Origin of the sequence: Mesorhizobium sp. IMUNJ 23232, from assembly GCF_044326205.1 — a bacterium.
Classification (GTDB): Bacteria; Pseudomonadota; Alphaproteobacteria; order Rhizobiales; family Rhizobiaceae; genus Kumtagia.
Genome location: NZ_JBIRCY010000097.1, coordinates 1 through 17,366, shown reverse-complemented (window position 1 = coordinate 17,366; position 17,366 = coordinate 1). Strand labels below are relative to the sequence as shown.

The following is a 17,366-nucleotide window of genomic DNA, read 5'->3' as shown; positions in this document are numbered from 1 at the left end:
TCCGCACAGCGAACCGCCGCAATGCCTGCATGGCTCGGCGATTACAACAACCGCAGACCTCACGCCGCCCTCGGCGGAAAACCACCCATAGCTAGATTGATCAAGGACAACGTCCTTGGAAATGACACCTAATTCGCGAAGGGGCCGAGTTGTCGGCGCTGCTACGCAGCCGCGTCCCCCGCCGCCTCGACCAGGAAATCATGCACATAGTCGGCAAACGACCGCCAACACTCGACCCGGAATGCATCCTCGCCGGTCCTCAGAAGCACGATCTCGACCTTTCCGAGAATTGTGCGCGAACATGCCCCGACCGGAAAGGCTTCGAGCGACAGGTCCTGCGGGCAGCCGGCGCTCAGCGTCGCCTCCGCCCCCGCCCCGGAGACCGAAAAGGAGACGTTGCGGTGCGACACGCCCACCGCCGAATGCAAATCCTTTACCCCAGCGCAGTCGGCAAGCGGGTCGCCGGTCTGGTCGATCACCAGCCATTCGTCCGGCCCGAGCCACAGCGCCGTGCGGCCGCCCGACGAAGCCGAGGTTTTTGGTCTAGCCGGCAAATCCAGTCCGAGCGCCTTCGACAGCGCCGGCACCGAAGCAGCCGGAGCGCGCAGCGAGATGCGTTCCGCCGGCGGCAGCACGGTGATCCGCACCGCGCCCGTATGAAACTCGCGCCCGGCCTGCGCCGGCCGGCGCACGGTCCCGCCCTGGGACGCCTTGGCGGCAGCCTTAGCCATTGAGACGCTCCCCCTTCGGATCGTAGAACACCATGCCCGTCACCTCGACCTCGATCGTCCGGTCCGGCATCGGCACGAAAAGCGTTTCGCCCAGGCGCGACTTGCCGTCGACGACCAGCGCCAGCGCGATCGGATGGCCGCAATTCTCCGACCAGTAGCTGGACGTGACATGGCCGATCATGGTCATCGGGACCGGCTGCTTCGGGTCCGCGACGATCTGCGCACCCTCCTCCAGCACCACCTTCGGGTCCTTGGTCTTCAGCCCCACAAGCTGCTTGCGCCCCGACGCCACCAGATCGGGCCGCGTCAGCCCGCGTATGCCGACGAAATCCTTCTTCTTCTTGCCGATGGCCCAGTCGACGCTGGCGTCGGCCGGTGTCACCGTGCCGTCCGTGTCCTGGCCGACGATGATGTAACCCTTTTCGGCACGCAGCACGTGCATCGCCTCGGTGCCGTAGGCGCAGGCGCCGTGCTTCTGGCCTTCAGCCCAAAGCGCTTCCCAAACCGCCTCGCCGTAATCGGCCGGCACATTGACCTCGAAACCGCGGTCGCCGGTGAACGACATGCGGAACAGCCTGGTCGGCACGCCGCAGATCTTTCCCTCGCGCACCGACATATGCGGAAACGCTTCGTCCGAAATGTCGATGCCCTCCAGCAGAGGCTCGATGATTTTTCGCGAGTTCGGCCCCTGCACCGCGATCACAGCCCACTGCTCGGAGATCGAGGTCAGCCACACATTGAGATGCGGAAATTCCGTCTGGAGATAATCCTCCATCATGTTCATGACCCGCGCCGCGCCGCCGGTCGTCGTCGTCACATGGAACCGGTCCGGCGCCAGCCGCCCGACCACGCCGTCGTCGTAGATAAAACCGTCCTCGCGCAGCATGATGCCGTAGCGGCAGCGCCCCGCGTCCAGCCGCTCCCACGGATTGGTGTACATCAGTTCCATGAATTTCGCCGCGTCCGGCCCGACCACCTCGATCTTGCCGAGGGTGGAGGCATCGAACAGGCCGGCCGCCTTTCGCACCGTCACGCATTCGCGGTTGACGGCGGCGTGCATGTCCTCGCCCGCCTTCGGGAAATACCAGGCGCGCTTCCACTGCCCGACATCCTCGAACACCGCGCCGTTCTTCTCCGCCCAGGAGTGGATCGCGGTCCGCCGCGTCGGGTCGAACAACCTTCCCTTGGCGTGTCCGACGATCGATCCGAACGTCACCGGCGTATAGGGCGCGCGGAAGGTCGTCAGCCCGACCTCCGGGATCGGCTTACCCAGCGTCTCGGCGGCGATGGCGAGCCCGTGCATGTTCGAGGTCTTGCCCTGGTCTGTCGCCATGCCGTTGGTGGTGAAGCGCTTCACGTGCTCGATCGAGCGCATGCCTTCATGCACCGCCTGGCGGATGTCCTTCGCCGTGACGTCGTTCTGGAAGTCGATGAACGCCTTCACCGTCGTGCCGGCGCCGGCTCCCGGCCCGCTGCCCAGCATCGACCCGGCCCAGGTCTCACCCGCCTCAACCTTGATTTTTTCGGCCTTGAGCCCTTTTGCGCCAGCCTCTTTCGCCGCCATCTCGCCGGCCGAAAACGCCTCGGCGACCGTCGCCTCCAGCCCGTCCGTGCCGTTGCAAGCGCCGACCGACACGCAGTCCTGCGCATAGGTTCCCGGCAGGAAGCGCTTCGTCGCCTCGTCGAACGCCACTTTTCCGCGCGACTGCGAGAACAGATGCACCGAAGGCGTCCAGCCCGACGAGGTCAGCAGCGCGTCGATGGCCACCGTGCGCCCACCGCCACCATTCTTCGGCTCGATCGTCATGGAGGAGACGCGCAGCTTGCCGCCCACCCTGGTCACCGCGCGGCCGTGGTTGATCTCGATGCCGTGCGCGCGCGCCTCGTCCACTGCCGGGCCGCTCGGATTGTCGCGCACGTCGACGATGCCGGCGATGTTCACGCCCGCCTTCTTCAGGTCGATCGCCGCGTAGTAGGCGGAATCGTTAGCCGTATAAACACCGACATTTTTCCCGATGGCGACGCCGTAGTGGTTGAGGTAGGTCCGCGCCGCCGAGGCCAGCATCACGCCCGGCCGGTCGTTGTCGGAAAACACCATGTGCCGCTCGATGGCGCCCGTCGCCAGCACCACACGCTTGGCGCGGACCTGCCAAAGCCTTTCGCGCGGCGCGCTCCTGTCCGGCCTCGCCAGATGGTCGGTGACACGCTCCGTGAGCCCGATGAAATTCTGCGCATAGTACCCGAACGCGGTCGTGCGCGGCAGCAGTTTGACATTGTCCATGTCAGCCAGTTTCGCGACCGCCGCCTGCGCCCAGGCCCATCCGTCCATGCCGTCGATCTTCGCGCCCGCCTCGTAGCGCAGCGCGCCGCCGAATTCCGCCTGCTCGTCGGCGAGGATGACGCGCACCCCGCTCTCCGCCGCCGCGAGTGCGGCCGCCAGACCCGCCGCGCCGCCGCCGATGATCAGCACCTCGCAATGGGCGAAGCGGGAGGAATAATGGTCCGGGTCCGGCTGGTCGGGCGAAACACCGAGACCGGCCGCCGCGCGGATTTTCGGTTCGTACAGGCTCTTCCACGCCGCCTTCGGCCACATGAAGGTCTTGTAGTAAAAGCCGGCGGAAAACAGCGGCGAGGCCAGATCGTTGACCGCGCCGACGTCGAAATTCAGCGACGGCCAGCGATTCTGCGAGACCGCCGCCAGCCCGTCATAAAGCTCCTGCACGGTGGCGCGCACGTTCGGCGTCTTGCGCGACGCGTCGCGCTCGATGCCGACCAGCGCGTTGGATTCCTCGGCGCCGGCGGAAAGGATGCCGCGTGGCCGGTGGTACTTGAACGAGCGGCCGGTGAGGTGCACGCCGTTGGCGAGCAGCGCCGAGGCCAGCGTATCGCCGGCCAGCCCCGAAAAATGCTTGCCGTCGAAGGTGAAGCGCGCGGTTTTCGCTGGCGTCAGCCGCCCGGCGCCGGCGATGCGGAAGGGCTGTGTCACTTGGAAGCCTCCGCGATCGCAGGCTTCTTCTCGCCCGCCTTGTAAGTCGTCAAAAACTTGTCGGTCACCGTGTTGCGCGCCGCGTTGAAGAAGCGGCCGCAGCCATGCACGTGCCGCCAGCGCTCGAACACGACGCCCTTCGGGTTGGAACGGATGAAGAAGAACTTTTCGAAATCCTCGTCGGAGATCGCCGCGATGTCGGGCGAGCGGGCGACATGCGCCTCGCCGGCGTGCCGGAATTCCAGTTCCGGTCGCTCTTCCTCGCAATAGGGGCAGCGGATGAGAAGCATCGTGTCGGTCCTAAGCAGGAAAAATTGCGATCAATGCGCCACCGCGGCCGCCGCCGCCTCGTCGATCAGCCGGCCGGTGCGGAACCGTTCCAGCGTGAACGGCGCATTGATCCTGTGCGGCTCGTCGCGGGCAATTGTGTGGGCGAACACATGGCCCGAGCCCGGCGTCGCCTTGAAGCCGCCGGTGCCCCAGCCGCAATTGACGTAGAGCCCCTTCACCGGCGTCTTCGCCAGGATCGGCGAGCGGTCCGGCGTCACGTCGACGATGCCGCCCCACGAGCGCAGCATCTTCATGCGCCCAAAAATCGGGAACATCTCGCAGATGGCGTCCAGCGTGTGGTTCAAGATGTGCAGCCCACCGGTCTGCGAATAGGACGTGTACTGGTCGGTGCCGGCGCCGATCACCAGCTCGCCCTTGTCCGACTGCGAGATATAGGCGTGCACGGTGTTCGACATCACCACGCAGGGGAAGATCGGCTTCACCGGCTCCGACACCAGCGCCTGCAGCGGATAGCTTTCCAGCGGCATCCGAACCCCGGCCATGTCCATCAGCACCGACGTATGCCCGGCCGCGACCACGCCGACCTTTTTCGTTCCGATAAAACCCTTGGAGGTCTCGACGCCGGTCACGCCGCCGTCGGGCGAGCGGCGGATGCCAGTCACCTCACAGTTCTGGATGATGTGCACGCCGCGCGCATTCGCGCCGCGCGCATAACCCCAGGCAACGGCGTCGTGCCGCGCCGTGCCGCCGCGTCGCTGCAGCGTCGCGCCCATCACCGGATAACGCGCCTCCCTTGAAATATTGAGCGGCGGACAAAAATCCTTGGCCTGTTCCGGCGTCAGCCATTCATTGTCGATGCCGTTCAGCCGGTTGGCGTGCACGTGGCGCTTCAGCACCTGCACGTCGTGCACATTGTGCGCCAGCATCATCACGCCGCGCGCCGAATACATGACGTTGTAGTTCAGATCCTGCGAAAGCCCGTCCCACAGTTTCACCGCGTGGTCGTAGATCCCGGCACTTTCGTCATAGAGGTAATTGGAGCGGATGATGGTGGTATTGCGCCCGGTGTTGCCGCCGCCCAGCCAGCCCTTTTCCAACACCGCGACATTGGTGACGCCGTGCTCCTTGGCGAGGTAATAGGCGGTCGCCAGCCCGTGCCCGCCGGCGCCGACGATGATCACGTCATATTCCGAACGCGGCTCCGGCGAGGCCCACTGCTCCGGCCAGCCCTTGTGGCCGCGCATGGCCTCGCGGGCGATGGCGAATACCGAGTATTTTTTCACGTTCCAGAGCCCGCCATGACCATCGGAAGGAGTTTTCGCGCCGGCTTTTCATGCGCCCGGCCCGCGAGGTGTACCACTAGCGAAAACACGCTGTCACCCTTGCGCTGATTGCGACGGGCATTGCCGCTTTGCGCCACGGCTTCGTTCGGCCATTCCGGATTCCTCCACGCGCCCGAATTCGGCGCTGGTTGGAATTGCATGCATGCGGAACGCCTCGAAGATCAGATCGCTCAACTCCGGTTCACTTGTCTCGAGGACAATCTCGGCAAACTTTTCGTCTATGATGCTGCGCGGCCTCAAGGCCATGCCTGCGGCGAACAGGCGAACGGCAGGATCGGAATGGCTTGCCAGACGTCGAAGTTCATCCTCGTTCACTCTCATCGACCACCGAAGGGTTTCGCTGATCTCGGCATAGATCGTGTCCGGCCGTTGCGCCGCAGCATTCCTGATCGCTGCGGCCAACTGCTTGGAACCGGCAAGACGCACGAATTCAGTGACACGCCATCTTACGCCTTTGTTGGGGTCTTCGAGATGTTGAAGAAGTTTGCCCAAAATCTCGCCGTCCTGGGATGTCGTGCAGGCTCTCAAAGCGCCGATTGCGTCGTAGCGGATGCCCGGATTCGGGCAATCCATGAGAGCGGCGATTTCCGGGGTCAGAGCCCTGGCTTTCCATCCAAGCTCATTGGCCAGAAATGCACCCCGGCAAAGCACTTTCTCGGAAGTCGAAATCAATAACGGGCGCAGGTTCTCGATCGGGAAACCTCCGTAGAAGTGGCCGTAGGCGTCCCAGAGCAATTTGCTCACATCCTCGTCCGCCGAAGCGGGATCGAGCAACGTCTCAATCATGTCTTGGGGAGTCATTTCGAATGGGCGGCGCGTCCACCCGCGAGTTTTTGACATCCAAGCGATATGCACACCAGCCCGATTGGTCAAGCTACGCGGCGCTCACTTTCTCGGGTTATGCGCTCGCCCTTCCTGCAAATCACCATTGATTATTTCACAGGATGGTCAATCTCTGCGTTTACCAAACGACGCAAAGGGAGAGGCACGAATCGCATGATGCAGGTGCATACTTACGTGGCGGCGAGCGACATCGAGGGCGTCGGCGTGTTCACCGCCGAGCCGATCCGCAAGGGTGCGACGGTCTGGGCTTTCGACGAGATGTTCGACCGTCTCATCCCGGTTGACGAATACGAACAGGCGCGGCCGCTGATAAGGGATTTTCTCGACAAATATTCCTATCCCAGCCCCGACCATCCCGGTTTTCTCGTCTACGAGACCGACAATGGCCGCTTCATGAACCACACCGACACGCCGAACCTCGATTTCTCCGATTTCGGTGGCGCCCGTGCGCTACGCGATATCGCGGCGGGCGAGGAACTCACCTGCAACTACGGCGATTTCTACCCGCATTTCGAGCTGATGCCGGGCGGAGCGGAGATCATTGCCCAAGCTGGCCAGTAGATCGGTTCCTCTGGCAAACCGACCTGCGGTTCTCTTCCCGTCGCCGCAATCCGCTTTCGGGTGGCTGGCTGAAATCCTTCCTGCGACATCAGGCGCATCAAACGCCAGGCAGGAAGGAAGAAAAAATGTTCGACCTCACGGATAAGGTTGCAATCATCACCGGCGCGTCGTCCGGCATCGGCCGAGCCGCCGCAAAACTCTTTGCAAAACACGGCGCGCTTGTCGTCGCCTCCGGCCGGCGCGGCGACGAACTCGAAAGACTCACGGCCGAGATCGGGCGCGACGGTGGCACAGCCACGGCGCTCGCCGGCGACGTGCGCGACGAAGACCATGCAAAGGCTCTGGTCGGGCTGGCCGAGACCCGCTTCGGCGGGCTCGACGCCGCCTTCAACAATGCCGGCTGGACCGGCGAAATGGGCGAAACGGCGGCGGTCTCTTATCAGGGCTGGCGCGACACGATCGACACCAACCTCACCAGCGCCTTCCTTGCCGCAAAACACCAGATCCCGGCGATGCTCAGGCGCGGCGGCGGCTCGCTGATCTTCACCTCGAGCTTCGTTGGCGTGACCGCAGGCATGCCCGGCATGGCGGCCTATGCCGCTGCCAAGGCAGGCTTGCTCGGCCTCACGCAGGTGCTGGCAGCCGAATACGGGCCGCGAAAAATCCGGGTCAACGCGCTGCTACCGGGCGGCACCGACACGCCGGCCGCGACCTTCAAGACGCCGGAGGAGCGGGCCTTCGTCGAAGGTCTGCACGCGCTGAAGCGTATTGCCCGGCCGGAGGAGATCGCCGCCTCGGCGCTCTACCTTGCCTCCGATGCGTCCAGCTTCACCACCGGCGCGGCGCTGTTTGCCGACGGCGGCGTTTCGATCAACCGCACCTGATCGGACCGGCTCAGCCGGGAAGCCCATCCATCCTGGGGACATCCTCCAGCCGCTCGTCCCACTCTGCCCGGTTTGCAAAACAGATATGTGCGTTGGGCCGGATGGGGACCGCGCTGTCGAGACTTCCGGCAGGCACGACCAGCAAACCGTCCTGCAACTGGACCCTGGGAAGAGCCGAGCCGCATTCGCCGCAAAAGCTCTTTTCGTGGCGGGTCGCGGGAACCCGATAGGTCTTGATGCTGTCCTGCCCCGACCGCCAGGTGATCGTCGCCTTCGAGGAAAACAGGTTGGCCGCATGGGCCGATCCCGTATCCTTCCGGCAGCGCGAACAATGGCAGAGGAAAAAGCTCTGGAACGCTCCCGAAATCCGAAAGCTGACGGCGCCGCATAGGCAACTTCCGGTCATTGTCGGGGCCATCGATATGTCCTCGTTCAGTCGTGCCGCAACGGCTGAGCCTGATTGATGACATCGGCGGCATTGTCAAACGGGCCGGCCTCATGCACGTCATCGTGCCTGTGGGAATCATCCGCCCCCGCTTCGCGCCATGGCGCGGCGGATGCTAAGGACGGGATCATGACCAAGGGCGCGGCATGAAGGTCAATATCGACATGGGACTGGCTTCCCCCGGGAAGCCGGCCGAGCTTGACCTGGAGGAACTGCTGGCGACCCGCCTGCTGGTGCAGGGCAATTCCGGGTCCGGCAAGTCGCATCTGCTGCGCCGGCTGCTGGAGCAGAGCGCGCCCTGGGTGCAGCAATGCATCGTCGATCCCGAGGGCGACTTCGTCACGCTGGCGGATAAGTTCGGCCATCAGGTGGTCGACGCCGCCCGCACCGAAAATGAACTCACCCGTATCGCCGGCCGCGTGCGCCAGCACCGCGTCTCCGTCGTGCTCAACCTCGAAGGCCTCGACGTCGAGCAGCAGATGCGCGCCGCAGCCGCCTTTTTGGGCGGCATGTTCGACGCCGAGCGCGACCATTGGTATCCGGTTCTCGTCGTGGTCGACGAGGCGCAGCTTTTTGCACCCGCCGTCGCCGGCGAAGTGTCCGACGAAGCGCGAAAACTGTCGCTCGGCGCCATGACCAACCTGATGTGCCGCGGCCGCAAGCGCGGTCTCGCCGGCGTCATCGCCACGCAGCGCCTGGCCAAGCTGGCGAAGAACGTCGCGGCGGAGGCTTCGAATTTCCTGATGGGCCGCACCTTCCTCGACATCGACATGGCCCGCGCCGCCGACCTGCTCGGCATGGACCGGCGGCAGGCGGAAATGTTCCGCGACCTGGCGCGCGGCCATTTTGTCGCCCTCGGCCCGGCCCTGTCGCGCCGCCCGCTGCCGATCACCATCGGCTCGGTCGAAACCTCCGCGCGCTCCACCAGCCCAAAACTGACGCCGCTGCCCGACGCGCCGGAAGACGCCCGCGACCTGATCTTCACGCCTGGCCCCGAGGAAGCCCGCCCGGTCGTGCGAAAACCGCCGCCACCGCCAGTGCCGACCGCCGATCTTCTGGCGCAACTGTCCCGGCCGAAACCGGCGCCGATGCCCGTCGAGCAGCCGGTCTTCGCCATCATCGACGAGGCCGAGCGCGAGGCCGGCATCGACGCTGTGCTGCGTGAGATTCTCGAAGATTCCGACGCGGCCTTCCGCTCCGATGCCGTGCTCTACCAGGATTTTCTCGTCCGCTGCCGCATCCGCCGCGTGCCCGGCGAGCCGCTGCCGCTCTCCGGCTTCCGCCGCCGGCTGGCCGTCGCCCGCGCCGGCGTAGACCAGCGCGCGCCGGACGGCGAAGCCTGGGCAACGGCGCTCAGCCTGTCGGAATCCTTGCCGGACGATTTGCAAGGCGTGTTCCTGATGGTCGCCCGCGCCGCGACCAACCGCGATGCCTGCCCTTCGGATGCGACTCTGGCCCGCGCCTATGGCAGTCACTCGCCGCGCCGGGCGCGCCGCCTGCTCGCCTATTTCGAGGAACGCGGCCTGCTGGTCGCCCGCACGGACTTTCACGGCAAACGTGTGCTCGCCTTCCCCGACCTCGGCTGCGAGACCGCCCCCGGCGACCCCGATGGCCCGGACGAGGCTCAGCGCGACGCCGCGGAATAACCGACGGCGCGCTGCCTTGCGCTCACCCGAACTTACGGTGCGCGTCGATCGCCAGCCCGAGCCCGACGCTGCCGAACATGTCTCCCTGCACCACCGAAGCCTTTGGGAACATGGCGAGAATTCCCTCGCGCACCTGTGGGATGGCGGTCGAGCCGCCGGTCAGGAACAGTGTGTCGATGCGCTCCGCCGCAACACCGGCATCCTTGAGCGTCCGCGTCACCGTATCGGCTATCCTTTGCACCGCGGCGGCGATCGCCCTCGCCAGATCGGTAGCCGTCGCCGGCAGGCTGAGTTTCTCGTCCAGCATGTCGAGTTCGATCCGCGTGACCGCCTCGTCGGTCAGCGCGATCTTCGCCTTTTCGACCTTTGCCGCCAGCGCGTGGCCCTGCCGGTGGCGCACGATGTCAATCATCCGCTCAACCAGGTCCGGCCGCGCCGCCTCGTAGCGGATCTGCCTGAGGTCGCTCATCGCCTTGGACGTATAGAGCAGATTGATGCGCTGCCAGGTGGCGAGGTCGAAGAAATAGCCGACCGGCAGGTTGCGTTTTCCGTCCTTGGTCTGCGTGCCGAAGCCCAACTCCGGCATGACGGCGGCGATCGACAGCAGCCGGTCGAAATCCGTGCCGCCGACATGCACGCCGGCATTGGCCAGGATGTCGTCCTTGCGGTCGACCGCCTTGGCGCGTTCCGGCGACACCCGCACGATGGAAAAGTCCGAGGTGCCGCCGCCAATGTCGACGATCAGCGCAAGCTCCTCCTTTTGCACGCTTTGTTCGTAATCCAGCGCCGCCGCGATCGGCTCGAACTGGAAGGAGATGTGCTTGAACCCCCGGCCGCGCGCCGCCTTTTCCAATTCGGCCTGGGCTTGCGCGTCGGCCTTTTCGTCCTCGTCGACGAAATGCACCGGCCGCCCCAGCACGATTTTTTCGATGTCCCGGTCGGCCTCTTCCTCCAGCCGTTCCTTGAGATAGGCGACAAACCCGCCGATGATGTCCGTGAAAGCAATCGAATGCGCCTTGATCCGCGTCTTTTCGCGGATCAGCGAGGTGCCAAGTACGCTTTTCAGCGCCCTCAGCAACCTGCCCTCCGAATTCGCCGTATAATCCTCGATCGCCCGGCGCCCGAAATAGGTACGGTCGTCCTCGAAGTTGAAGAACACTGCGCTGGGCATGGTGACGTGCTCGCCCTCCAGCGCCACCAGCCTGGGCTTGCCTTCCTCGAACAAGGCAGCCGTGGAATTGGAAGTGCCGAAGTCGATCCCGCCGAAGTCCGGCTTCATGGCATGCCTCGATCTGAAGGATTACCCGCCTGGCGGCGGGAGGCGTGCGCTACACCAGACGCGGGCCGATGTCGACTCCGGAAAGCGCACCGATGGCTGCACAATGCGTCTGTGCTACAGGTTTGGCGCCGGCGGCCATGAATCGAATCCGGCGTGCAACCACCTGTGGACAAGCCGACCTGATTCTGCTATCAGCCGCCCCAATTCGCGATGGATGCCGTCGCGAGGACAAGAAGGTATTTACCGCTTGTCCATTGGAATCAAACCGAAAGACAGGATTGCCCGTGCAGGTACTCGTCCGCGACAACAATGTTGACCAAGCGCTTCGCGCACTGAAGAAGAAAATGCAGCGCGAAGGCATCTTCCGCGAGATGAAGATGCGCGGACACTATGAGAAGCCCTCCGAGAAGCGCGCCCGCGAAAAGGCAGAGGCCGTTCGCCGCGCCCGCAAGCTCGCCCGCAAGCGCGCCCAGCGCGAAGGCCTGCTGCCCTCCACGCCGCGTCCCGTGCCCGGCGCTGGTGGTCCTGGCGGCCCGGGTGCCGGAGCCGGTGCTGGCCGTCCGGCGCGTTGATCCGCCCATATTTCGTCTTTTTCGGGAACTAGCGGGAGGTGGGGCGATTGGATCGCTTCCGCCTCCTTTGCGTTGAATGCCGGATGCAGGCCGGCCCGGACGGCTGAACGGGGAATTTTCAGGAATGGATGAACGCGCCGGCCACCGCTTGATTTCGGCCCGTGGTTTTGTCGCGATCGCCGCCCTGGTCTCCGCGTTGGCGCTTTCGGCATGCGACACGGTGCCTGGCGGCGAACTCGCCGCCGTAGACGTGGCGCAGGGCTCCAGCCAGAACATCTCCTCGCTCAGCGCCGTCATCCAGCGCAATCCGAATGATCCGGAAGCCTATAATGTGCGCGGCTCGGCCTATGGCCGCGGCGGCCGCTACCGCGAGGCGCTGCAGGACTTCAACAAGGCAATCGAACTGCGCCCCAATTTCTACCAGGCCTATTCGAACCGCGCCCTGATCCAGCGTTTCCTCGGCGACCAGTCAGCCGCGCTCAGCGACTACAACCGCGCCATCCAGCTCAATCCGAACTACGACGCCGCCTATATCGGCCGTGGCAACCTCTACCGCAAGGCGGGCCAGACCCAGCAGGCCTTCAACGATTTCCAGAAGGCGATCCAGCTCGACACCACCGATCCGCGCGCCTATCACAATCGCGGCCTGATCTATCAGAGCCAGGGCCAGCACGCCTTCGCCATCGAGGATTTCTCGACCGCCATCTCGCTGGCGCCGGATTCGCCCGAGCCCTACAACGGCCGCGGTCTCTCCTATGTCGCGATGAACGACAACGACAACGCCTTCGCCGACTTCAACACCTCGATCAAGCTTGACGGCCGCATCGCCGAAAGCTGGGCCAACCAGGCGCTGGTCTACGAGCGCCGCGGCGAGAAGCAGAAGGCCGCGAAATCCTACGCCGAGGCGATACGGATCGACCCGAACTATGCCCCGGCCCGCGAAGGTCTGGCTCGCGTCCGCGGTACCGGCTGAGCCATTTGCCGGCCGGGCTCCGGCGGCCGATCACCGGAACGGGCTATCGGCCTGCCGAGCCAATTGTCAGAAAGCGTCTTGCAGCTCAACTTCGCATTAACCCGGAGATGTGCAGGTGAATGCGCCGTGCTATTCCGGTGCTGTTGGAACCTGCCGGTGTTTCGCCGGTTATCACGCGAACAAGCTGTTTGAGGAGCTTCGCCCTATGAAAAAGACCGTCTTTGCGGCCACCGCCGCCATCGCCCTTCTGGCCGGCGCCCCCATGGTCAGCGCCGCCACCGTCGATCTCGGCCTGCTCGACTGCCAGGTATCCGCCGGCGAAGGTTTCATCTTCGGTTCGACCAAGTCGATCGCCTGCACCTACACGCCGTCCGATTCCAGCCTGCCCTCGGAGACCTATTCGGGTGAGATCAAGCGCTACGGCATTGACATCGGCTTCACCGAAAAGGCGGATATGAAATGGGCCGTTCTGGCGAAAACCGCTGGCGCCTATGGACCTGGCTCACTGGCCGGCCATTATGGCGGCGTCGGCGCCGAAGTGACCGCCGCCCTGGGTGTCGGCACCAACGTGCTGGTGCGCGACTCGACCAGCGACTTCATCCTCCAGCCGGTCAGCGTCCAGGGCCAGACCGGGCTCAACATCGCGCTCGGCGTGGCGGAACTGGAACTCTCGGCCGGCCAGTAAGCGCGGCGACGTGTTCGATCATCTCGGCTTCCGGGTGAGGGATCTGGCGGCCGCGCGTAAATTCTACGACGCGGTCGCTGCCTCGCTCGGGCTGTCGACGATCGACAACACCGAGACTTCCTTCCTGCTGAGCAGAAGCGCGGAAGCGCTGGTCCCGTTCGTGTGGATCGGCACCGGCAAGCCCGACTTCTGGAGAGACGGGCACCGGACCGCGCAGAGCCCACTGCATCTGGCCTTCACGGCGAACAGCAAGCACGCCGTGGACGCCTTCCATAAGGCGGCGCTCGAGAATGGTGGCGCCGACAATGGCGCTCCCGGCCCGCGGGGGCCGGCCGAGATGCAGTATTACGGCGCCTATGTGATCGACCCCGACGGCAACAACATCGAGGCGGGATTTCGCGGAAGCGAATGGCCGCCGCGGCGGATGGAGGCAGGCTGATTCGACTGCCCCGCCGTTTTTCCTGCCACAACGAAACTCCGCTTTCGGCCTCTTGACCTCAACTCCGGTTGAGGTCCTATCAGCCCGTCACTGCGTCGCGGGACGCGCTGACAGGGAGCATAATGTGGCGGAAAGCACAACGATAAGGGTCGACTGGCGGCTGCTATGGGCCAGCGGCGACCTCGCGCGCTTCTGCTTCATCTGCCTCGGCATTCTTCTTCACGCCACCAACGAGACGATGGTGGCGACCGTCATGCCGGCCATGGTCGGCGACCTGTCCGGCGTCGAACTGGTTGGATGGTCGCTCGCCGTCTACGAGATCGGCGCCATCACTGCGGGTGCTGCGGCGGGTCGCATGACCAGCTACGTGTCGCTGCGCACCAACATGATCGCCGCCGCCCTGCTCTATTCGGCCGGCGCGCTGATCTGCGCGACCTCGCCATCCATGCCGGTGTTTCTGGCCGGCCGTGTGGTCGAGGGTCTCGGCGGCGGGGCGCTGGTGTCGCTGGCGTTCGTCTCGGTCGAGCGCCTGTTCCCCAAAACGATCTGGCCGCAGCTTTTCGGCGTCATCTCGGCGGTCTGGGGCGTCGCCGCCTTCAGCGGTCCGATGCTGGGCGCGTTGCTCTCCGAGCATCTGTCCTGGCGCTGGGCTTTCGGCGTGTTTGTCATCGGCGGCCTGTTCGCCGCTCTCACCAGCCTCGTCGTGCTGCGTGGCCCGGCGGCGACACAGCGCCGCTCGGACGGCGCGGCGCTGCCGCGTTTCCCGGTCGCGGCCCTTGCCGTCATGGCGGCAAGCGTCGTGCTGATCGCACTGGCCGGCGTCAAGGTCGAGCCGCTGCGTTCGTCGCTGCTGCTTGCCGCGGGACTGGCCGGCATCGCGCTGTTCTTTGTGCTGGACGCCCGGCTGCCGGCGGCGCGGCTGTTTCCGTCGCGGCCGTTCGACCTGAAGACGCCGCTGGGCAACGGCCTGGTCATGGTCGCCACTTTCTCGATCGCCACCTGCTCCTTCGGCGTCTACGGACCGCTGCTGCTGACCAGCCTGCACGGCATATCGGTGCTGACGACGGGCTACATCATCGCCGCCGAATCGATCTCCTGGTCGATCCTGTCGATCCTGGTCGCCAACGCTCCACCATGGCGCGAGCGCTCCCTCGTGCTTGCCGGCTCGCTGATGATCGCCGGCGGCGTCGCCGGCTTCGCCTGGACGGTTCCGGTCGGCAGCATCCCGCTGATCCTTGCTTGCGCGGTTCTGCAGGGCGGCGGTTTCGGCATTGCCTGGCCGTTCGTGACACGCATCATCGTCGCTTCCGCACCGGCAGCCGAGCAGACGGTCGCGTCTTCCGCGGTGCCCACCATGCAGCGCATCGGCTATGCCGTCGGCGCGGCAAGCTGCGGCATCGTCGCCAATGCCGGCGGCTTCTCGCAAGGACTTTCCGGCGAGGCCGAAGCGAATGTCGCGGCCTGGCTCTTCCTCGCCTTCCTGCCGCTCGCCTTGTTGGGATGCATCGCCGCCTGGCGGCTGCCGCCCACATCCAACGCCTGACCCCGAAAGTTCGAAGCATGTCCGAACCGACGAACCTGATCGCCTTCATCCTAATCGCCATCGGCATGGTGCTGACGCCCGGCCCGAACATGATCTACCTCGTCTCCCGATCGATCAACCAGGGGCCGAAGGCCGGACTGATCTCGCTCTGCGGCGTCGCGCTCGGCCTCGTCATCTACATGCTTTGCGCCGCCTTCGGCATCACCGCGCTGCTGTTTGCCGTGCCCTATGCCTATGACGCGCTGCGTCTGGCCGGCGCCGCCTACCTCCTGTGGCTCGCCTGGCAGGCGGTGCGGCCGGGCGGCCGGTCGCCGTTCCGGGTCCGCGACCTGCCGAAGGACCGGCCGCGAAAACTGTTCCTGATGGGTTTCCTGACCGCCCTGCTCAATCCGAAGATCGCGATGTTCTACCTGTCGCTGCTGCCGCAATTCATCGATCCGGCACGCGGCGACGTGTTCGGCCAATCGCTGCTGCTGGGCGCCGTGCAGGTCATGACCAGCGTCAGCGTCAACACCATGATTGTGCTGGGAGCATCCTCGATCAGCCTGTTTCTCGGCCGCAATCCTCTGTGGATGACGCTGCAGCGCTGGCTGATGGGAACGGTGCTGGCCGGCTTCGCGGTCAGGATGGCGACCGAGGCGCAGCGGTAGGACGCGACCCGTCATTCTCTGAACGGATTGACGATCCGGAGCTTCCCCTCAACCACCATTCCATGGTGCATATCTTCGGACCACAAGGTCTCGCAGCTATTCAGAAGCGCGGCTGCAACGATCATCGCATCATAGGTTGAAAAGCCGTGCTTTTCGGCGAGTGCCAGGCCGTGCTCGTGGATTTCGACCGTAACCGGCACGACGTCGAGAACAGTCTTCAATGTTCCAAGGAGCGTACGAGCCTCGCCCCAAGACAATTTCAGCTTGCGCCGGCTGGCGTTGGCAACCTCATTCAGCACTTGGACGCTGATCGTACCGCCAGCTACGACGAGCGCCTCCGCGCGGTTCGCTCGATCCTTGTCGTTTGATGCCAGGTACAGGAGAACATTGGTATCGAAGAACTCAGCGCTCATTGAGTTCGTCGCGGTCGAATTTGAAATCGGCAGGCAAACGCCCCCGGAACATGCGCAGACGCTTGATCAATTCCTCACGGCTGGGTGACTTGGAGATTTGCAGCTCATCCTTGTCGTTCGCGGCGAGCGTGATGTCGTCGCCCTCCTTGAGTTCAAGCGCCTCCACGACGCTGGCAGGCAGCCTGACCGCCAGACTGTTACCCCATCTAGCTACCTTCATGGCAATCCTCCCGGATATACATCGCCAAAAATGTATATCTGCCGCAACGGAATCGCAAGGCGCCTGCAAGCAGCAACACTGTAAAGGGGAAGCCGGCGGTAGGGCGGATACAAGCCGATACTCGCCAGGTTGTTGACCGCCACCGATATTGAAAACCGAGGCACAACCAGCGCGGCTCACGCCAGCGTCTTCAGCATCACCCGCGCATAATCCCGATATCCCGCCCGCTCATAGGCGGTTACGGCCGCATCGTTGCCTGCAAGCACAGTCAGCTTGAGCCGCGACATGCCGGCCTCGCGCGTCAGCCGCTCCGCTTCCGCAAGCAAGGCCCGGCCGATGCCCTTGCCGCGATGCGCCTCGGCGACGACGATATCCTGGACGCTGCCGTAACGCCGCGCGGCTTCCTCCATGTAGGGCTCGTCCGTCTGCGCTACCCACACCATAAGCCCGGCAACCTTGCCACCAGCTTCGGCGACCAGCGTCACTGCGCCCTTGCCAAGCGCCTGGATCATGTCGTCGACGCAGAACTCCGCGCCGCCGCGATCGGTGCGACGGTCGCCGGTAAGCGTGAATTCGTGGCAGTTGAGTTCGAGGAAGAGGTCGACGGCGGCTTCGCGGTCAGACATCTCGAACAGTCGGATACTCAGCGTCACGGTCGGTTCCCTTTTGGACGCTGAAGGCGGCGGCAGCCGTGTCGACCCTCAGTCGACGGCGGCCTCACCAAGGCGACGAATTAGTGATCCATCGCCTTGACGATTTCCTCGGTCATCTTCTTGGCGTCGCCGAGCAGCATCATGGTGCCGTCCTTGTAGAACAGCGTGTTGTCGATGCCGGCGTAGCCCGAGCCGAGCGAGCGCTTGAC

General features: G+C 64.7%; 21 protein-coding genes. 10 read left to right on the top strand and 11 right to left on the bottom strand.

Going from position 1 to position 17,366, the window contains the following annotated elements; all coding sequences use genetic code 11:
- Positions 1-132: integrase core domain-containing protein (locus tag ACH196_RS35885; protein ID WP_396650131.1), on the top strand; the 132-nt coding region annotated here is incomplete at its 5' end.
- A gap of 29 nt (positions 133-161) precedes the next feature.
- Here the strand turns inward: ACH196_RS35885 and ACH196_RS35880 are convergent.
- From ACH196_RS35880 to ACH196_RS35860, 5 genes are all read right to left on the bottom strand, one after another.
- Positions 162-731, bottom strand: a complete 570-nt coding sequence (locus ACH196_RS35880) for a sarcosine oxidase subunit gamma (RefSeq protein WP_396651607.1) — start codon at positions 729-731, stop codon at positions 162-164.
- Positions 724-3,717, bottom strand: a complete 2,994-nt coding sequence (locus ACH196_RS35875; RefSeq protein WP_396651606.1) for a sarcosine oxidase subunit alpha — start codon at positions 3,715-3,717, stop codon at positions 724-726. The genes ACH196_RS35880 and ACH196_RS35875 overlap by 8 nt, the downstream gene beginning before the upstream one ends.
- Complete coding sequence (locus tag ACH196_RS35870) at positions 3,714-4,007, bottom strand: sarcosine oxidase subunit delta (RefSeq protein WP_396651605.1); 294 nt, start codon at positions 4,005-4,007, stop codon at positions 3,714-3,716. The genes ACH196_RS35875 and ACH196_RS35870 overlap by 4 nt, the downstream gene beginning before the upstream one ends.
- A gap of 30 nt (positions 4,008-4,037) precedes the next feature.
- Positions 4,038-5,291, bottom strand: a complete 1,254-nt coding sequence (locus ACH196_RS35865) for a sarcosine oxidase subunit beta (RefSeq protein WP_396651604.1) — start codon at positions 5,289-5,291, stop codon at positions 4,038-4,040.
- Positions 5,292-5,384: 93 nt separating this feature from the next.
- On the bottom strand, positions 5,385-6,137 hold the full coding sequence (locus ACH196_RS35860; protein WP_396651603.1) for a hypothetical protein: 753 nt from the start codon (positions 6,135-6,137) through the stop codon (positions 5,385-5,387).
- Between the two features lie 210 nt (positions 6,138-6,347).
- On the opposite strand from ACH196_RS35860, the gene ACH196_RS35855 reads away from it, so the two are divergent.
- Both ACH196_RS35855 and ACH196_RS35850 read left to right on the top strand, forming a co-directional pair.
- Positions 6,348-6,755 carry an SET domain-containing protein gene (locus tag ACH196_RS35855; RefSeq protein ID WP_396651602.1) on the top strand — a complete coding sequence of 136 codons (408 nt, stop codon included), beginning with the start codon at positions 6,348-6,350 and terminating at the stop codon, positions 6,753-6,755.
- A gap of 125 nt (positions 6,756-6,880) precedes the next feature.
- On the top strand, positions 6,881-7,639 hold the full coding sequence (locus tag ACH196_RS35850) for an SDR family oxidoreductase (RefSeq protein WP_396651601.1): 759 nt from the start codon (positions 6,881-6,883) through the stop codon (positions 7,637-7,639).
- 10 nt (positions 7,640-7,649) lie between these two features.
- Here the strand turns inward: ACH196_RS35850 and ACH196_RS35845 are convergent, their stop codons facing one another.
- Positions 7,650-8,057 carry a GFA family protein gene (locus tag ACH196_RS35845; protein WP_396651600.1) on the bottom strand — a complete coding sequence of 136 codons (408 nt, stop codon included), beginning with the start codon at positions 8,055-8,057 and terminating at the stop codon, positions 7,650-7,652.
- 173 nt (positions 8,058-8,230) lie between these two features.
- Here ACH196_RS35845 and ACH196_RS35840 point away from each other — a divergent pair, with 173 nt between their 5' ends.
- Positions 8,231-9,730 carry a helicase HerA domain-containing protein gene (locus tag ACH196_RS35840; RefSeq protein ID WP_396651599.1) on the top strand — a complete coding sequence of 500 codons (1,500 nt, stop codon included), beginning with the start codon at positions 8,231-8,233 and terminating at the stop codon, positions 9,728-9,730.
- Positions 9,731-9,752: 22 nt separating this feature from the next.
- Here the strand turns inward: ACH196_RS35840 and ACH196_RS35835 are convergent, their stop codons facing one another.
- The gene (locus tag ACH196_RS35835; protein WP_396651598.1) at positions 9,753-11,009 is read right to left on the bottom strand and encodes an Hsp70 family protein; all 1,257 of its coding nucleotides are present in this window, start codon (positions 11,007-11,009) and stop codon (positions 9,753-9,755) included.
- A 284-nt stretch (positions 11,010-11,293) separates the two neighbouring features.
- On the opposite strand from ACH196_RS35835, the gene rpsU reads away from it, so the two are divergent.
- The 6 genes from rpsU to ACH196_RS35805 all read left to right on the top strand — a co-directional run bounded on the left by rpsU (position 11,294) and on the right by ACH196_RS35805 (position 15,871).
- The gene (rpsU, locus tag ACH196_RS35830; protein ID WP_396651597.1) at positions 11,294-11,581 is read left to right on the top strand and encodes a 30S ribosomal protein S21; all 288 of its coding nucleotides are present in this window, start codon (positions 11,294-11,296) and stop codon (positions 11,579-11,581) included.
- A gap of 124 nt (positions 11,582-11,705) precedes the next feature.
- Positions 11,706-12,554 carry a tetratricopeptide repeat protein gene (locus ACH196_RS35825; protein ID WP_396651596.1) on the top strand — a complete coding sequence of 283 codons (849 nt, stop codon included), beginning with the start codon at positions 11,706-11,708 and terminating at the stop codon, positions 12,552-12,554.
- Between the two features lie 205 nt (positions 12,555-12,759).
- A complete protein-coding gene (locus ACH196_RS35820; protein ID WP_396651595.1) occupies positions 12,760-13,239 on the top strand; it encodes a DUF992 domain-containing protein in 480 nt (159 codons plus the stop codon).
- 10 nt (positions 13,240-13,249) lie between these two features.
- A complete protein-coding gene (locus tag ACH196_RS35815; protein ID WP_396651594.1) occupies positions 13,250-13,678 on the top strand; it encodes a VOC family protein in 429 nt (142 codons plus the stop codon).
- 124 nt (positions 13,679-13,802) lie between these two features.
- Positions 13,803-15,221 carry an MFS transporter gene (locus ACH196_RS35810; RefSeq protein ID WP_396651593.1) on the top strand — a complete coding sequence of 473 codons (1,419 nt, stop codon included), beginning with the start codon at positions 13,803-13,805 and terminating at the stop codon, positions 15,219-15,221.
- A gap of 17 nt (positions 15,222-15,238) precedes the next feature.
- Positions 15,239-15,871 (top strand): LysE family translocator, encoded by a 633-nt coding sequence (locus ACH196_RS35805; protein WP_396651592.1) that lies wholly within the window; start codon positions 15,239-15,241, stop codon positions 15,869-15,871.
- An 11-nt stretch (positions 15,872-15,882) separates the two neighbouring features.
- Here the strand turns inward: ACH196_RS35805 and ACH196_RS35800 are convergent, their stop codons facing one another.
- The 4 genes from ACH196_RS35800 to ACH196_RS35785 all read right to left on the bottom strand — a co-directional run.
- Complete coding sequence (locus tag ACH196_RS35800) at positions 15,883-16,284, bottom strand: PIN domain-containing protein (RefSeq protein WP_396651591.1); 402 nt, start codon at positions 16,282-16,284, stop codon at positions 15,883-15,885.
- Positions 16,274-16,504, bottom strand: a complete 231-nt coding sequence (locus ACH196_RS35795) for an AbrB/MazE/SpoVT family DNA-binding domain-containing protein (protein WP_396651590.1) — start codon at positions 16,502-16,504, stop codon at positions 16,274-16,276. The genes ACH196_RS35800 and ACH196_RS35795 overlap by 11 nt, the downstream gene beginning before the upstream one ends.
- Before the next feature lie 176 nt (positions 16,505-16,680).
- The gene (locus tag ACH196_RS35790; protein ID WP_396651589.1) at positions 16,681-17,157 is read right to left on the bottom strand and encodes a GNAT family N-acetyltransferase; all 477 of its coding nucleotides are present in this window, start codon (positions 17,155-17,157) and stop codon (positions 16,681-16,683) included.
- 80 nt (positions 17,158-17,237) lie between these two features.
- Positions 17,238-17,366: NAD(P)(+) transhydrogenase (Re/Si-specific) subunit beta (locus ACH196_RS35785; RefSeq protein WP_164767035.1), on the bottom strand; the 129-nt coding region annotated here is incomplete at its 5' end.

Excerpts from the sequence above, each read along its gene's own strand:
- ACH196_RS35880 (WP_396651607.1), bottom strand. The coding sequence starts at position 731 with ATGGCTAAGGCTGCCGCCAAGGCGTCCCAGGGCGGGACCGTGCGCCGG.
- ACH196_RS35870 (WP_396651605.1), bottom strand. The coding sequence starts at position 4,007 with ATGCTTCTCATCCGCTGCCCCTATTGCGAGGAAGAGCGACCGGAACTG.
- ACH196_RS35860 (WP_396651603.1), bottom strand. The coding sequence starts at position 6,137 with ATGATTGAGACGTTGCTCGATCCCGCTTCGGCGGACGAGGATGTGAGC.
- ACH196_RS35855 (WP_396651602.1), top strand. The coding sequence starts at position 6,348 with ATGATGCAGGTGCATACTTACGTGGCGGCGAGCGACATCGAGGGCGTC.
- ACH196_RS35850 (WP_396651601.1), top strand. The coding sequence starts at position 6,881 with ATGTTCGACCTCACGGATAAGGTTGCAATCATCACCGGCGCGTCGTCC.
- ACH196_RS35845 (WP_396651600.1), bottom strand. The coding sequence starts at position 8,057 with ATGGCCCCGACAATGACCGGAAGTTGCCTATGCGGCGCCGTCAGCTTT.
- ACH196_RS35840 (WP_396651599.1), top strand. The coding sequence starts at position 8,231 with ATGAAGGTCAATATCGACATGGGACTGGCTTCCCCCGGGAAGCCGGCC.
- ACH196_RS35835 (WP_396651598.1), bottom strand. The coding sequence starts at position 11,009 with ATGAAGCCGGACTTCGGCGGGATCGACTTCGGCACTTCCAATTCCACG.
- ACH196_RS35825 (WP_396651596.1), top strand. The coding sequence starts at position 11,706 with ATGGATGAACGCGCCGGCCACCGCTTGATTTCGGCCCGTGGTTTTGTC.
- ACH196_RS35820 (WP_396651595.1), top strand. The coding sequence starts at position 12,760 with ATGAAAAAGACCGTCTTTGCGGCCACCGCCGCCATCGCCCTTCTGGCC.
- ACH196_RS35805 (WP_396651592.1), top strand. The coding sequence starts at position 15,239 with ATGTCCGAACCGACGAACCTGATCGCCTTCATCCTAATCGCCATCGGC.
- ACH196_RS35800 (WP_396651591.1), bottom strand. The coding sequence starts at position 16,284 with ATGAGCGCTGAGTTCTTCGATACCAATGTTCTCCTGTACCTGGCATCA.
- ACH196_RS35795 (WP_396651590.1), bottom strand. The coding sequence starts at position 16,504 with ATGAAGGTAGCTAGATGGGGTAACAGTCTGGCGGTCAGGCTGCCTGCC.